The sequence below is a fragment of the Serratia sp. CY31944 genome (assembly GCF_052169175.1).
GTDB lineage: Bacteria > Pseudomonadota > Gammaproteobacteria > Enterobacterales > Enterobacteriaceae > Serratia > Serratia sarumanii.
Genome location: NZ_JBJNLG010000005.1, coordinates 53,176 through 66,361, shown reverse-complemented (window position 1 = coordinate 66,361; position 13,186 = coordinate 53,176). Strand labels below are relative to the sequence as shown.

Annotated in this window: 15 protein-coding genes and 1 pseudogene; 10 read left to right on the top strand and 6 right to left on the bottom strand. The window is 61.2% G+C overall.

All coding sequences use genetic code 11. From position 1 onward, the window contains the following. Positions 1-70 precede the first annotated feature (70 nt). From ACJ8IN_RS07390 to ACJ8IN_RS07370, 5 genes and pseudogenes are all read left to right on the top strand, one after another. Positions 71-883 carry a MetQ/NlpA family lipoprotein gene (locus ACJ8IN_RS07390; RefSeq protein WP_033653481.1) on the top strand — a complete coding sequence of 271 codons (813 nt, stop codon included), beginning with the start codon at positions 71-73 and terminating at the stop codon, positions 881-883. Positions 884-1,003: 120 nt separating this feature from the next. Then, a pseudogene (locus ACJ8IN_RS07385) lies at positions 1,004-1,117 on the top strand (hypothetical protein); the annotation flags it as partial. Between the two features lie 215 nt (positions 1,118-1,332). Continuing rightward, positions 1,333-2,358 carry a MerR family transcriptional regulator gene (locus ACJ8IN_RS07380; RefSeq protein WP_049195886.1) on the top strand — a complete coding sequence of 342 codons (1,026 nt, stop codon included), beginning with the start codon at positions 1,333-1,335 and terminating at the stop codon, positions 2,356-2,358. A gap of 112 nt (positions 2,359-2,470) precedes the next feature. Continuing rightward, the gene (locus ACJ8IN_RS07375) at positions 2,471-3,010 is read left to right on the top strand and encodes a GNAT family N-acetyltransferase (protein WP_103772547.1); all 540 of its coding nucleotides are present in this window, start codon (positions 2,471-2,473) and stop codon (positions 3,008-3,010) included. A 103-nt stretch (positions 3,011-3,113) separates the two neighbouring features. Beyond that, on the top strand, positions 3,114-3,197 hold the full coding sequence (locus tag ACJ8IN_RS07370) for a membrane protein (protein ID WP_016928643.1): 84 nt from the start codon (positions 3,114-3,116) through the stop codon (positions 3,195-3,197). 42 nt (positions 3,198-3,239) lie between these two features. Here ACJ8IN_RS07370 and ACJ8IN_RS07365 read toward each other — a convergent pair whose 3' ends face one another. Both ACJ8IN_RS07365 and ACJ8IN_RS07360 read right to left on the bottom strand, forming a co-directional pair. After that, a complete protein-coding gene (locus tag ACJ8IN_RS07365; RefSeq protein WP_103772548.1) occupies positions 3,240-4,160 on the bottom strand; it encodes a DUF808 domain-containing protein in 921 nt (306 codons plus the stop codon). A gap of 99 nt (positions 4,161-4,259) precedes the next feature. After that, positions 4,260-4,664: a VOC family protein gene (locus ACJ8IN_RS07360; protein ID WP_103772549.1), complete on the bottom strand. Its 405-nt coding sequence runs from the start codon at positions 4,662-4,664 to the stop codon at positions 4,260-4,262. Between the two features lie 75 nt (positions 4,665-4,739). Between ACJ8IN_RS07360 and ACJ8IN_RS07355 the strand changes: the two genes are divergently transcribed. Further along, positions 4,740-5,195 carry a GNAT family N-acetyltransferase gene (locus ACJ8IN_RS07355; RefSeq protein ID WP_060438034.1) on the top strand — a complete coding sequence of 152 codons (456 nt, stop codon included), beginning with the start codon at positions 4,740-4,742 and terminating at the stop codon, positions 5,193-5,195. Between the two features lie 34 nt (positions 5,196-5,229). On the opposite strand, the gene pbpG is transcribed toward ACJ8IN_RS07355, so the two are convergent. The 3 genes from pbpG to ACJ8IN_RS07340 all read right to left on the bottom strand — a co-directional run bounded on the left by pbpG (position 5,230) and on the right by ACJ8IN_RS07340 (position 8,404). Continuing rightward, positions 5,230-6,159: a D-alanyl-D-alanine endopeptidase gene (pbpG, locus tag ACJ8IN_RS07350; protein ID WP_041033978.1), complete on the bottom strand. Its 930-nt coding sequence runs from the start codon at positions 6,157-6,159 to the stop codon at positions 5,230-5,232. A 151-nt stretch (positions 6,160-6,310) separates the two neighbouring features. After that, the gene (locus tag ACJ8IN_RS07345) at positions 6,311-7,414 is read right to left on the bottom strand and encodes an adenosylhomocysteinase (RefSeq protein ID WP_103773770.1); all 1,104 of its coding nucleotides are present in this window, start codon (positions 7,412-7,414) and stop codon (positions 6,311-6,313) included. Positions 7,415-7,459: 45 nt separating this feature from the next. Further along, the gene (locus ACJ8IN_RS07340) at positions 7,460-8,404 is read right to left on the bottom strand and encodes a GlxA family transcriptional regulator (protein ID WP_060428943.1); all 945 of its coding nucleotides are present in this window, start codon (positions 8,402-8,404) and stop codon (positions 7,460-7,462) included. Between the two features lie 91 nt (positions 8,405-8,495). Between ACJ8IN_RS07340 and ACJ8IN_RS07335 the strand changes: the two genes are divergently transcribed. Both ACJ8IN_RS07335 and ACJ8IN_RS07330 read left to right on the top strand, forming a co-directional pair. Further along, on the top strand, positions 8,496-9,173 hold the full coding sequence (locus ACJ8IN_RS07335) for a DJ-1/PfpI family protein (protein ID WP_047568783.1): 678 nt from the start codon (positions 8,496-8,498) through the stop codon (positions 9,171-9,173). Between the two features lie 50 nt (positions 9,174-9,223). Then, entirely contained in the window at positions 9,224-9,787 is a 564-nt protein-coding gene (locus ACJ8IN_RS07330) for a DedA family protein (RefSeq protein WP_033647075.1), read from the top strand. A gap of 16 nt (positions 9,788-9,803) precedes the next feature. On the opposite strand, the gene ACJ8IN_RS07325 is transcribed toward ACJ8IN_RS07330, so the two are convergent. After that, entirely contained in the window at positions 9,804-10,697 is an 894-nt protein-coding gene (locus ACJ8IN_RS07325; protein ID WP_033637531.1) for a LysR family transcriptional regulator, read from the bottom strand. Positions 10,698-10,809: 112 nt separating this feature from the next. Here ACJ8IN_RS07325 and ACJ8IN_RS07320 point away from each other — a divergent pair, with 112 nt between their 5' ends. Together ACJ8IN_RS07320 and ansP are read left to right on the top strand one after the other, a co-directional pair. Then, entirely contained in the window at positions 10,810-11,247 is a 438-nt protein-coding gene (locus tag ACJ8IN_RS07320) for a PACE efflux transporter (protein ID WP_016928654.1), read from the top strand. A gap of 436 nt (positions 11,248-11,683) precedes the next feature. After that, positions 11,684-13,150, top strand: a complete 1,467-nt coding sequence (ansP, locus tag ACJ8IN_RS07315) for an L-asparagine permease (protein WP_033637529.1) — start codon at positions 11,684-11,686, stop codon at positions 13,148-13,150. The last annotated feature ends 36 nt before the right edge of the window (positions 13,151-13,186 follow it).

The following is a 13,186-nucleotide window of genomic DNA, read 5'->3' as shown; positions in this document are numbered from 1 at the left end:
ATCGGCGGTTCAAGCTTAGCTGTAAGAACAAAAACCAACTGATTTTATTGTTCTTTTCAGGGAGACCTCGATGACCTTACGCTGGCGTATCACCCCTCTGGCGGCGGCCTTTGCCGCCGTTTTGGCACTTCAGGGCTGCGATCAAAAAACCGATCGGAACCATATCAAGGTCGGCGTCATCAACGGCGCGGAACAGGACGTGGCGGAAGTCGCCAGGCAAGTGGCGAAAGAGAAATACGGGCTGGACGTCGAGCTGGTCGGCTTCAGCGGTTCGCTGCTGCCGAACGACGCCACCGACAAGGGCGAACTGGACGCCAACGTGTTCCAGCACCGCCCGTTCCTCGAACAGCAAAACAAAGATCACGGCTATAAGCTGGTGGCGGTCGGGAATACCTTTGTCTTCCCGATGGCCGGCTACTCCAAAAAGATAAAATCGCTCAAAGAGCTGCCGGACGGCGCGGTGATCGCCATCCCGCTCGATCCGACCAACCTGGGGCGCGCCCTGCTGCTGCTGGAAAAAACCGGATTGATTACGCTGAAACAAGGCAAGGGGTTGTTGCCCACCGCCCTGGACATCAGCGCCAACCCGCACCGTTACCAAATCATGGAGCTGGAAGGCGCGCAGCTGCCGCACGTGCTGGACGATCCAAAGGTCACCGTCGCCGTCATCAGCACCACCTACATCAACCAGACCGGCCTGTCGCCGACCAAAGACGGCATCTTCATCGAGGATAAAGACTCGCCGTACACCAACATCATCGTCACCCGCGAAGACAACAAGGACGCGCCGAACGTGCAGAACTTCATCAAAGCCTATGAGTCTGACGAAGTGGCCAAGGCCGCCGAGAAAATCTTCAACGGCGGCGCGGTGAAGGGCTGGTAAATTCGGCCACCATCAAGGCGGATTCTGCGTACGAATCCGCAATTTTTCATTTTCACTCTCCGTTTCCTTACGCCACACCTTCTCTGAAAGCAAAACGCCCGCATACTCATTCCTGCATAACGAGGCTTTCTTACCCAGTGTCTGCCACGCGAGCTTGTTGCTGGCATACAACGCGCCGTCATTAAGAGGAGCAATGCCAAAAACGTGCTGTTCTGGCCAGTACGCTGCTGTTGAAAAAACAGACAAATCAGATGGAATTGTCGCCGTAGCCGATAAAAGCCCTTATGCTATACCCTCCCTTTCAGGGACCTGCGAAGCCCAACCATCCAGCCGGGCTTTTGTCTCTCTGGCGCCCACCGATTTTTAAAACGTCATCTTTTCTTCCCGCTCTTGACCCTTACGTTGCGTCAGGCTTTAGTATCCCGGCACGCACAAGGGAGGAGCTACATATGTTATTGAAAGTCGGCGAACTGGCGCGCCGTTCCGGCATTACCGTTCGCACACTGCATCACTACGACAGCATTGGTTTGCTGGTCCCTTCTGCGCGTTCCGACGCCGGTTATCGTTTATACAACCGGGCTGACATCACCCGCTTGCACCACATCCAGGCGCTGCGCCGGATGGGGGTTTCACTGGCGGAAGTCGGGGCAATTCTGGCGCGTTCAGGGCAGGCGCTTCCGGCGGTGATTGAGCAGCAGATCGCCATGTTGGACCAACAGTTGGCGCAGATCGCCGCATTGCGCGGCCGGCTGCAACACATGCATGCCCAACTCTCCGCCGGGCACGAACCGGAACTGAACGACTGGCTGACTACGTTGGAGTTAATGACCATGTACGATAAATACTTTACCGCCGATGAGCTGGCGCAACTGCCATTTTACCAGGCCGATCCCACCCGCAATCAGGAATGGGCTGCATTGGTGAGCAGCGTGGGGCAACTTATGGCGGAAGGCGTCGAACCCCTGGCGCCACAGGCTCAGGCGCTGGCGCGCCGGTGGATGCTGATGCTGGAACGCGACACCGCCGGCAACCCGGCCTTTCTCACCCGGCTGAACGCCATGCACGCCGATGAACCGTCGATGCGCGAACAGACCGGCATTACGCCGGCGATGACGGACTACATCACCCGCGCCTTTGCCGAAACCAAGCTGGCTGTCTATCAAAAATACCTGTCGGCGGAAGAATACGACTATGTGCGTCAACACTATTTCACCCGCCTGCAGGAGTGGCCGGCTCTGATCGCTCAATTCCATCAAGCGATGAACGACGGCATACCGCCCGATTCGCCGGAAGCGGTCAGATTGGCGGCCGGTTGGCTGGCGCTGTTCGAATCCTATGCCGGTACCAACCCGGCGACGCAAATGAAGATCCGTGAAGCGATGGAACGGGAACCCTCGCTGACCGAGGGCACCTGGCTGACTCCGCCACTGCTGGCCTATCTGCGCCAGGCCGTGGCCCAACTGATGCGCGGCTGACGACCCCATAGGGTTTTCTTATCTCACCATAAGAAAACCCGATTTACCCCGGCGGCGAGCGGCGCGCATAATGGCGTTTATCCGCTGATTTCCAAGGTAAACAGGCATTACCATGACGCTCTCCGCTCCCGTACTCAGCCTCCTTGACGCCACGCCGGACGATATGGCCGCCGTGCTGCGCATTTACACCCACCACGTGCTGTACGGTGCCGCCTCGTTTGAAGAACTGCCGCCGCCCCTGGCGGAAATGCAGCTGCGGCTGAGCAAGGTGCAAGAAGCCGGGCTGCCTTGGCTGGTGGCGAAAAGCGAAGGCCATATTGTGGGCTACTGCTACGCCACGCCGTATCGGCCCCGGCCGGCCTATCGTTTTACCGTGGAAGACTCGGTGTATATCGCCGAGGGGCAACAGGGCAAAGGCGTCGGCAAGGCGCTGCTGAGCAAGCTTATCGCCCGCTGCGAGCAAGGCCCCTGGCGCCAGATGCTGGCGATCGTCGGCGATTCCGCCGCCAACCGCGGTTCGCTGGCGCTGCACCAGTCGCTCGGCTTTACCAGCGTCGGGACGTTAAAGGCCGTGGGGTTCAAACTGGGGGAATGGCGCGACACCCACCTCATGCAGCGCGCGCTGGGCGCGGGCGACAATCGGCATCCTTGAATGCACGGCAACGCACGATAGGGAGTTAGCGTCTATAGTGAAGAGTGATTTCATTGAGTTAGCGCCAATCGTGCGCCACATTTAACCGGTAAGGGAGAAGTAAATGAAAATTATTCTGTGGATTGTCGCCATCATCTTCATCGTGGGTTTGTTGACGATTACCGGCGTTCTCAAACTGATTTTTTAAAGCGTCAGCTCCGTCCCGCCCCTTGCGGGGCGAGACTTTTCATCATGCCTTGAAACGCGCGCGCACCGCGCCCAGCGCCGACACCACCGCCAGCACCACGCCGCCGGCAATCGCGCCGAACACCACGTTCAGCAGGGCTGGAATGACACCCTGCAAAATATGCCCCAACGTCGGCACCACCGTAGCGTAGGAAGCCCAGTCCTCAAACAGATGATGTACCGGCGGCAGACCGTGGGTCAGGATGCCGCCGCCGACCATAAACATGGCGACTGTGCCGACGATCGACAGCGTTTTCATCAAATAAGGCGCGGCGCGCACGATGCCGCCGCCGACGGCGCGCGCCAACGCGCTGCCCTTGCGGCTCAGGTACAGCCCCAAATCATCCAGCTTGACGATACCGGCGACGATGCCGTAAACCCCCAGCGTCATCGCCAGCGCGATGCCGCACAGCACGATCACCTGCTGACTGAAAGTGGCGCCGGCGACGGTGCCCAACGTAATGGCGATAATCTCGGCGGATAACACGAAATCAGTACGCACAGCCCCTTTTATCTTGCGCTTTTCATAGGCCGCCACATCCTCATTGGCGCCCGGTCCGTCTTGCTTATCCTCATGTGCCTGCTTGTCTTGGCTCAGGCTGTGATACACCTTTTCGAACCCTTCGTAGCACAGGTAGGCGCCGCCCACCATCAGCAGCGGCGTAATCGCCCAGGGCGCGAAAGCGCTGATCAGCAGCGCCAGCGGCACCAGGATCGCCTTGTTGATCAGCGAACCTTTGGCGACGCTCCACACCACCGGCAGTTCACGGTCGGCTTTAACGCCGGTGACCTGCTGCGCGTTGAGCGCCAGATCGTCCCCCAGCACCCCAGCGGTTTTTTTTGCCGCCATCTTGGTCATCAAAGAGACATCGTCCAGCAACGAGGCGATGTCGTCGATAAGGGTAAGTAAGCTACTTCCTGCCAAAATGATTCATCCTTTTACATATGCATACGCGGGTTATTGTACGTTTAGCATAGCGGTAAACCACCGCGAGCGGATATGGGATAAACGCCACTTTCTCCATCACCTCAGATCGCCCGCCGGCACATTGAGCTGCCAGGAAAGCCCAAAGCGATCGTTGAGCCAGCCGAAACGCGCGCTGAAGCCGTAGTCGTCGAGCGGCATCAGCACCTTGCCGCCCTCCGCCAGGCGGTGGAACGCCCTCTCCAACGCTTCTTCGTTAGGCAGGTTGATGAACAGCGACACCGCCGGGGTAAAGCTGAAATCATGGCTGATCGGGCTGTCGATAAACACCAGGTTCTGCCGATCGAAATCGATGGTGGCATGCTTGATTAACCGCTGGCCGTCCGGCGTCGGGTCGTAATGCTGCACCTGCATGAGCCGAAAACGCTCAAACACCTGGCTGTAGAGGTCGATCGCCTGCTGCGCCTCCCCCTGGAACATGACAAAGGTCGAAACCTGACTCATAACATCCCCTTCGGTAATCGTTGTGGTATTAATGGAGGATAGCGGATTACCCTTGAAGCGGCGAAAGGAGCAACCATGAGCATCATTCATCGCCTGGCGCAGCCGGACGATCTCAACGGCCTGTTGGCTCTGTATCGCGAGCTGCGCCCACAGGATGCGCCGCTGCGCAGCGACGACGCGCGCCGTACCCTGCAGCGCCTGCTGGACGATCCGGCGATCCGTCTGGTGGTAGCGGCGCAAGAGGAACAGCCGATAGCCACCTGCATGCTGGCGCTGATCCCGGGGCTGGCGCATCAGGCGCAGCCGTTCGGCGTCATCGAACACGTGGTGACGGCGGAGCCCTATCGCGGCCACGGCGTGGCGCTCGCGATGATCGAATACGCGCTGCAGCTGGCCTGGCGCAAGGGCTGTTACAAGGTGATGCTGCTGTCGGGGCAGCAACGCACCGGCGCGCACCAGCTTTATCTCAAGGCGGGTTTCGACGGCGATCGCGAGCGGGGATTTGTCATCAGACGGCCCGAGGGCCGATAGCGGCCTGCCGCAAACGGGCAGGCCGCCAGGCAGGTTATTCGCTGTCGTTCTTCGCCAGACGGGCGTCTTTTTGGCGGCGATAGTCACGGGCGGCGGCCGGGATCGGCGTCACCTTGCCGGTTTCAATCCAGCTGCGCAGACGGTTGGCGTCGGCGAAGTGGGTGTATTTGCCGAAGGCGTCCAGCACCACCAGCGACACCGAGCGGTTACCGATCACCGTGCGCATCGCCAGGCAGTGGCCCGCCTGGTTGGTGAAGCCGGTTTTGGTCAGTTGGATGTTCCATTTCGGGTTGTACACCAGGTGGTTGGTGTTGCGGAACGGCAGCGTGTAGTTCGGATCCTTGAAGCTGGCCATGCGTTCGGTGGTGGTGCTGAGCTGGCCGATCAACGGGTATTGCTTGGTGGCGATCAGCAGCTTGGTCAGATCGCGCGCCGTCGACACGTTATGAATAGACAGCCCGGTCGGTTCCACATAATGGGTATTGGTCATGCCCAGCGCCCTGGCCTTGGCGTTCATCGCTTTGATGAAGGCGTTGTAGCCGCCCGGATAGTGGTGCGCCAGGCTGGCGGCGGCGCGGTTTTCCGACGACATCAGCGCCAGCAGCAGCATATCCTTACGGCTGATTTCGCTGTTCAGCCGCACCCGTGAATACACCCCTTTCATCTCCGGCGTCTGGCGGATGTCCACCGCCAGCATCTCGTCGAGCGGCAGGTGCGCGTCGAGCGTGACCATGGCGGTCATCAGCTTGGTGATCGAGGCGATCGGCACCACTTCATCCGGGTTGCGCGCATACATCACCTTATGGGTTTGCATATCGACGACCATCGCGCTGCCGGAGGCCAGCTCCGGTTGGGTGGCGTGCAGGGCGGCGGCGTTGTCGCTGGCCAACGCGCGCGGCGCAAAGCCTGCGCCCGCCTGCAAAGCGAGCAGGGTCAGAACCAAAACACGTATTTTCACAGGCATTACTCTGAAATGGGGGCTTGAACTCAGCGAATTATATGTGAGGGTTCAGCGCTTGGCACTGGGATTGTATGGCGGATTTGTGACAAATTCTGTCCGCTGAAAAACGACGCAGCCCGCGGGCGCTCTGGGATGAACGCCCGCGTGGAAAAAGTTACAGCGCCGGCTGCCAGGCCGACTGCGGCAACAGGTACAGCCCCGGCGTTTGCCGCGCCCCGGCGCCGACGATATGGCCGATGCCGGCCGCCATCACCGCCAGCGTCACATCGAAGGCGTTAAGGCTGTCGCCATAGCCGGCGGTCAGGTTGAACATCGAGCCGTTGGCCAGCAAATACACCGTCTTCTCATTAAGTTGGTAAGCGTTCACATAAGGCATCGGCTCGTGGTGCGGCAGGCCTTGCAGGAAGCCGACGTCGATCTCTTCCGCCACGTGGCCGACGTTGAGGATAAACACGCCGTCCTGCGCCTGTTGCAAATGCTGCGCCGAGAGCACGTTTTTCGCGCCGGTCGCGGTAGCGATCACGTCCGCCTGCGCGACGGCGCTCGCCAAATCCACCACCTGCCAGCCGTCATAACGCGCCTGCAGCGCGCGCGCCGGATCGATTTCCGCCACCATCACCTGGCCGCCGTAAGCCCTGGCCGCCGCCGCCGTCCCCTGCCCGACCAGGCCGTAGCCGATCACCAGCACGCGCTTTTCGTGCAGCGTCAAATGGGTGGTCTGGAAGAAGGTGTGCCAGGCGGTCAGCCCAACCATATGCCGATTGTGCAGCCCCTCTTTCACCGGCAGATCGTCCCAGTTGAAGATCGGATAGCGCGGCGCCACGCCGTTCAAACGATTGATGCCCGATCCGGTGGCTTCCAGCCCGGCGACGATCTGCGGGCCGTTCGGCGATTGGTGCAAACGGGTGGTCAAGTCCGCCCCCATTTCGCACAGGTGAGTCGGCTGCCAGGCCAACGCGCGGTCGAAAGATTCCGACCACTCGCCGGCGTTCATGTCACGCCAGGCGTAAGCCTGCGCGCCCCGCCGTTCCAGCCAGGCCACCACGTCGTTCTGCACCGTGGTGGGATTGCAGGTGGTCAGAAAGATCGCCGCGCCCTTGTCCAGCAGGCCGGCCACCAGCGGCGCCATTTTCAGATCCAGGTGCATATTGCACGCCAGCCGCACCCCGTGCAGGTCCGGCAACGCCGCCACCGCCGCCCGGGTGCGCGGCATATGGCGCATCGCCCAGTTCAATTCGCTCTCGAAATCCTGATACATCCGTTGCTCCTCTGGTGTGCCCCGCCGCCAGGCGTGGCAAAAAAGTTATCCCGCGCGGCCGAGCCGGCGGATCGCCTGCGGCGACAGGCCAAATATGCGGATAAAAGCCCGCCTCATGCGCTCCGGATCGCTGAATCCCACCGAGCGAGCGATCGCCTCCAGCGGCTCGGCGCTCTCTTCGATGCGCACCCTGGCCGCCTCCACCCGCAGCTGTTCGATCACCTTGGCCGGCGTCTGCCCGGTTTCGGCGCGGAACAGCCGGCCGAACTGGCGCTCGCTCAGGCAGGCGGCGTCGGCCAGATCCGCCACCGACAGCGGCAGATGCAAATGCTCTCGCGCGAACGACAGCGCGGCGCGCATGCGATCCGACGACGGGTTCAACGCCAGCAGCAGCGAATACTGCGACTGCCCGCCGGGGCGCCGATGATAGACCACCAGCTGCCGCGCCACGGCCGCCGCCAGGGTGGCGCCAAGGTCGTCTTCTATCAACGCCAGCGCCAGATCGATACCGGCGCTGATGCCGGCCGAAGTCCAGATATCGCCGTCGCGAATGAAAATGCGGTTGCTGTCGACGCGGATGCGCGGATAACTCTGCTGCAGCCGCGCCGCGTGATACCAGTGGGTGGTGGCGCGCTTGCCGTCCAGCAAACCGCAGGCCGCCAGAATAAACGCGCCGGTGCACACGCTGGCGATGCGCCGCGCCCGCCGGCTGTGGGTGGTCAGAAACGCCACCAGCGCCGGCGACTGCGCCGCCATCACGTTGCCGCTGCCGCCGGCCACCACCAGCGTATCGAAACGCTCGTCGCCACACGGCTGGGTGGCGATCTCCACCCCGGCCGAGCTGGCGACCATCCCGCCCTGCGGCGAGATCGCCACGCAGCGGTAGGCCGGCGGATCGGTAAACTGGCTGACGTTATCGAACGCCGCCAGCGGACCGGCAAAGTCCAGCAGGTTGAAACCGGGAAAAACCACAAAACCGATCGTTTTCATGATGGCGCTTTTTGAGGGTTATCTGTCATACCAGCCAAAAACAGGGCGGCTATTATGGCCCAGGTCCAACGATAAAAATGAGGCGAATGTCATGTCTGAACCACTCGTGATTGTATTTCCCATCTATCAAGGCGTCACCCAGCTCGACTTCACCGGCCCGCTGCAGTTTCTGCGCCACATGCCGGGCGCGGAAATCATCGTCGCTTCGGTAGACGGCGCGGATGTCGAATCGGAAGGCTTGCACTTCACCCAGCTGCGCCCGCTGCCGGAGATCGCGCGCTGCGACGTGCTGTGCGTGCCGGGCGGCAGCGGCTGTACCCAGGCGCTGCAGGATAAAGCGTTCATGCAGCAAATCCGGCGGCTGGGCGCCGATGCCCGCTACCTGACCTCGGTGTGCACCGGTTCGCTGATCCTGGCCGCGGCCGGCCTGCTGGCGGGCAAACGCGCCGCCTGCCACTGGTCGATGCGCGACAGCCTGAAGCTGTTCGGCGCCATCCCCAGCGCTGCACGCGTAGAGCGCGACGGCAACGTGATCAGCGGCGGCGGCGTCACCGCCGGCATCGATTTCGCGCTGGCGCTGATCGCCGAACTGCACGGCGAAGACACTGCCCAAACGATCCAACTCTATCTGGAATACGCCCCGGCCCCGCCGTTCACGGGCGGCACGCCGGAACTGGCCCCGCCGCACATTTACGCCAGGGTACAGGCGCAGATGGCGGAAAGCCTGGCGCGGCGCAGAGCATTGGTGGCCCAGATCGCCCAAGGCTAGCGATCGGGCGTATACTTGCCCTTATGCGTCAGTCACATAAGGAGTAAGGAATGACCGATTTGGCCCACTACATTACGGACTACGGCTACTGGGCGTTGTTTATCGGCTGCCTGGCTGAGGGAGAAACCATCACGCTGCTGGGCGGCATCGCCGCCCATGAAGGCTTGCTGCACTGGCCGTGGGTGATCGCGGTGGTGGCGCTGGGAGGTACGCTGGGGGATCAGCTGCTGTACTTCGCCGGCCGCCGGTTCGAAGGCCGGGTCATCTCGCGGCTCAAGGGGCAGGAAAAGCGCATCGCGCGCGCCAGAAAGCTGATCGCCCGCCACCCAATGCTGTTCGTTATCGGGGTGCGCTTTATGTACGGTTTCCGCATCATCGGCCCAGTGCTGATCGGCGCCAGCCGCCTGCCGCCGTCGCGCTTCGTGCCGCTCAATATCCTCGGCGCCATTCTGTGGGCGACGATCTTCGTCATGCTCGGCTATTTTGGCGGCCAGGCGATCGAACGCTTCGTTACCGGCTTCGACAAAAAACTCTCCAGCCTGCTGTTTGTCGCGCTGGCGATCGCCGCCATCCTGCTGGTGCGCTTCTGGTGGCGCAAACGCCACGCGGAATAAGCCAGCGCGCCTGGCGTCAGCCTTCCTGCGGTGCCGCGCGCATCAGCTCGACCAGCTCGCGCGCCGCCTTGTCCAGCGGGCGATTCTTCAGCCAGATCAAATGCATCGGCAAGCGCAGCTCGTTCTTGGTGTTTTTGAATTTCAGCCGTACCAGCCGCCCCTGCGCCAGCAGCGGCTCGGCCAGCGACAGCGGGAAATTGCCCCACCCCAGGCCCGCTTCCACCATGTTCAGCGCCATCGGCAGGCTATCGGTGCGCCAGTAGGCCTCCGCCACCTGCGGGCGCAGATCGCCGATCGGCAGATCGCGGCTGGCCACCATGATCTGCCGCACGTTGACCAGATCCTCGAGAAACAGTTCGCCCGCCGCGCCGTCCAGCGCCGGATGCTGCGGCGAGACCATCGCCACCAGCGATTCCGCGCCAACGGAGTGGAACTGCTCCGCGCTGTTGATGTTTAGCCCGCCGAACGCCAGGCAAACGCCAATGCGCTCCTGGTGCAGCATGTGCAGCACGTCATCCTGCGGCGCGCTGAGCACTTCGATGTTGAGCAACGGATAACGCTGCGACAGCGTCTTCACCGCCGCCAGCAGGCTGGCGCCGTTAATGTCCGACGCCACGCCGATCGAAAGCCGGCTCTCCAGCCCCTGAGACAGTTCGATAGCGTGCACCTGCAGCTGCTTGAGCTGCCCGGCGATCAGGCGGGCGTGCGGCGCCAGGGCCAACGCCAGCGCGGTCGGCGTCGGTTCACGGTGCGAGCGATCGAACAAGGCGAAACCGAGTTCCGCCTCCATGTTGGCGATGCCCATGCTGACAGCGGACGGTACGCGCCGCAGCGCGCGGGCGGCGGCGGAAAACGAACCGCGATCGAGCACCGCCAGAAACAGTTCGATATTGTCGCTGGAAAAGTTCATCGTTTAATCTGTCAGTTAAACTGACAGCTCCTGACTTTTTCTATCAATGTGATTGACGTTATCTTAGCCGCCGTCGCCGCAGAGGCAACTAAAAACAGATCGGGAGAAAACAATGCAAGGCGTCAAACGCAAACTGGTGTATGTCACCGCTTATGAAATCATCGGCATGGCGATCTCGGCGCTGGGGCTGGCGCTGCTGTCGGGCCATGCGCCGAGCAGCACCGGGCCGCTGGCGGTGGTGATCACCACCATCGCGGTCAGCTGGAACTTCATTTACAACTATTTATTCGAGTGGTGGGAAAGCCGCCAGGCGTCGCGCACCCGCACCCTCAAGCGCCGCATTTTGCACGCCGTCGGCTTTCAGCTGACGCTGGTGGTGTATCTGATCCCGCTGATCGCCTGGTGGATGGGCATCACGCTGTGGCAGGCGCTGCTGCTGGATATGGCGCTGATCGTCATCATTCCTTGCTACACCTTCCTGTTTAACTGGGCGTTCGACAAGCTGTTCGGCCTGCCGGCTTCGGCTCTGCCGGCCGGTGAATCCGCCTAAAAAGCCCCCACGTCCGATTCGCCTGCGCACGCTAATTACTGCGCAGGCGCCATCGCTTTATTTTCCGCCCGCCTTCCCCCTCACGCAAAATAACGTCCAAATCCCTTTAATTTGCGCGGTAATTATTATTCTGTGATTTCAATCACTTTTATCGTTCGATATTTCCGTGTTGATAATGAGACTCATCTTACTGAATAATATGCGCTTTTGTTTTCAGTTTAAAAAATACACACAATTGTTCACGCTTTGTACGCAGGTTTTTTTGCCAGCTTTATCGGGAAACGGTAGCATGCCACGCCGTTATTTAACGGCGGCTGTATACACAATAAACAGCGGAATGATGCCACGACCTCATTCTCATTACGATTGCTGATGGCAATCGTTTGCCCTGCAGCTCAGGGCGGCGTTCATCATAGACAGGTAAACAGGACGGATAATGCACTCACAAAAAAAGTCGGCGGACGATAAACACGCCGCCAGAAGACGCTGGCTAGACTCTCATGAATCCGGTTATCACAAAAGCATGGGCAACCGGCAGATCCAAATGATCGCCATCGGCGGTTCGATCGGCACCGGCTTGTTCCTCGGTACCGGCGGTCGTCTCGAACTGGCCGGGCCGGCGCTGGCGCTGGTCTATCTGGTGTGCGGGATCTTCTCTTTCTTCATCCTGCGCGCGCTGGGCGAGCTGGTGCTGCATCGCCCTTCCAGCGGCAGCTTCGTTTCTTACGCCCGCGAATTTCTCGGTGAGAAAGCCTCTTACGTCGCCGGCTGGATGTACTTCCTCAACTGGGCGATGACCGGCATCGTCGATATCACCGCGGTGGCGCTGTACATGCACTACTGGGGCACCTTTGCCGACGTGCCGCAGTGGCTGTTCGCCCTCGGCGCGCTCGGCATCGTCGCCACCATGAACATGATCGGCGTGAAATGGTTCGCCGAGATGGAGTTCTGGTTCGCGCTGATCAAGGTGGTCGCCATCGCGCTGTTCCTGATTGTCGGCGTGGTGTTCCTCGGCACCGGCACCCCGGTCGCCGGCCACACCACCGGCATGCACCTGATCACCGAAAACGGCGGCATGTTCCCGCACGGCCTGCTGCCGGCGCTGGTACTGGTGCAAGGGGTGATCTTCGCCTTCGCCGGCATCGAGCTGATCGGCACCGCCGCCGGCGAGTGTAAAGATCCGGCCAAAATGATGCCCAAAGCGATCAACAGCGTGATCTGGCGTATCGGCCTGTTCTACGTCGGCTCCGTGGTGCTGTTGGTGCTGCTGCTGCCGTGGAACGCCTACCAGGCCGGCCAAAGCCCGTTCGTCACCTTCTTCAGCAAGCTGGGCGTGCCTTACATCGGCACCATCATGAACATCGTGGTGTTGACCGCCGCGCTGTCCAGCCTCAACTCCGGCCTCTACTCCACCGGCCGCATCCTGCGTTCGCTGGCGATGGGCGGCTCGGCGCCGAAGCTGATGGCCAAAATGAGCAGCCAGCAGGTGCCTTACGCCGGCATCCTGGTCACCTGCGGCATCTACGTGATCGGCGTGGTGCTCAACTATCTGGTGCCGTCGCAGGTGTTCGAGATCGTGCTGAACATCGCTTCGCTGGGCATCATCGCCTCATGGGCGTTTATCATCGTCTGCCAGATGCGCCTGCGCAAAGCCGTGCGTGAAGGCCGCGCGCAGCCGGTATCGTTCAAAATGCCGGGCGCGCCGTTCACCTCCTGGCTGACGCTGGCGTTCCTGCTGATCGTGGTGGTGATGATGGCGTTCGACTACCCGAACGGTACCTGGACCATCGCCACCATTCCGGTGCTGGCGGTGCTGCTGACGCTGGGCTGGTTCGGCCTGCGCAAGCGCGCGCAGGAAGTGAAGCGGGAGCAGCAGGCTCACGAAGAGCAGAACCCGCACTGAATCGACAAACCGCCCTCCGGGGCGGTTTTTTTATCC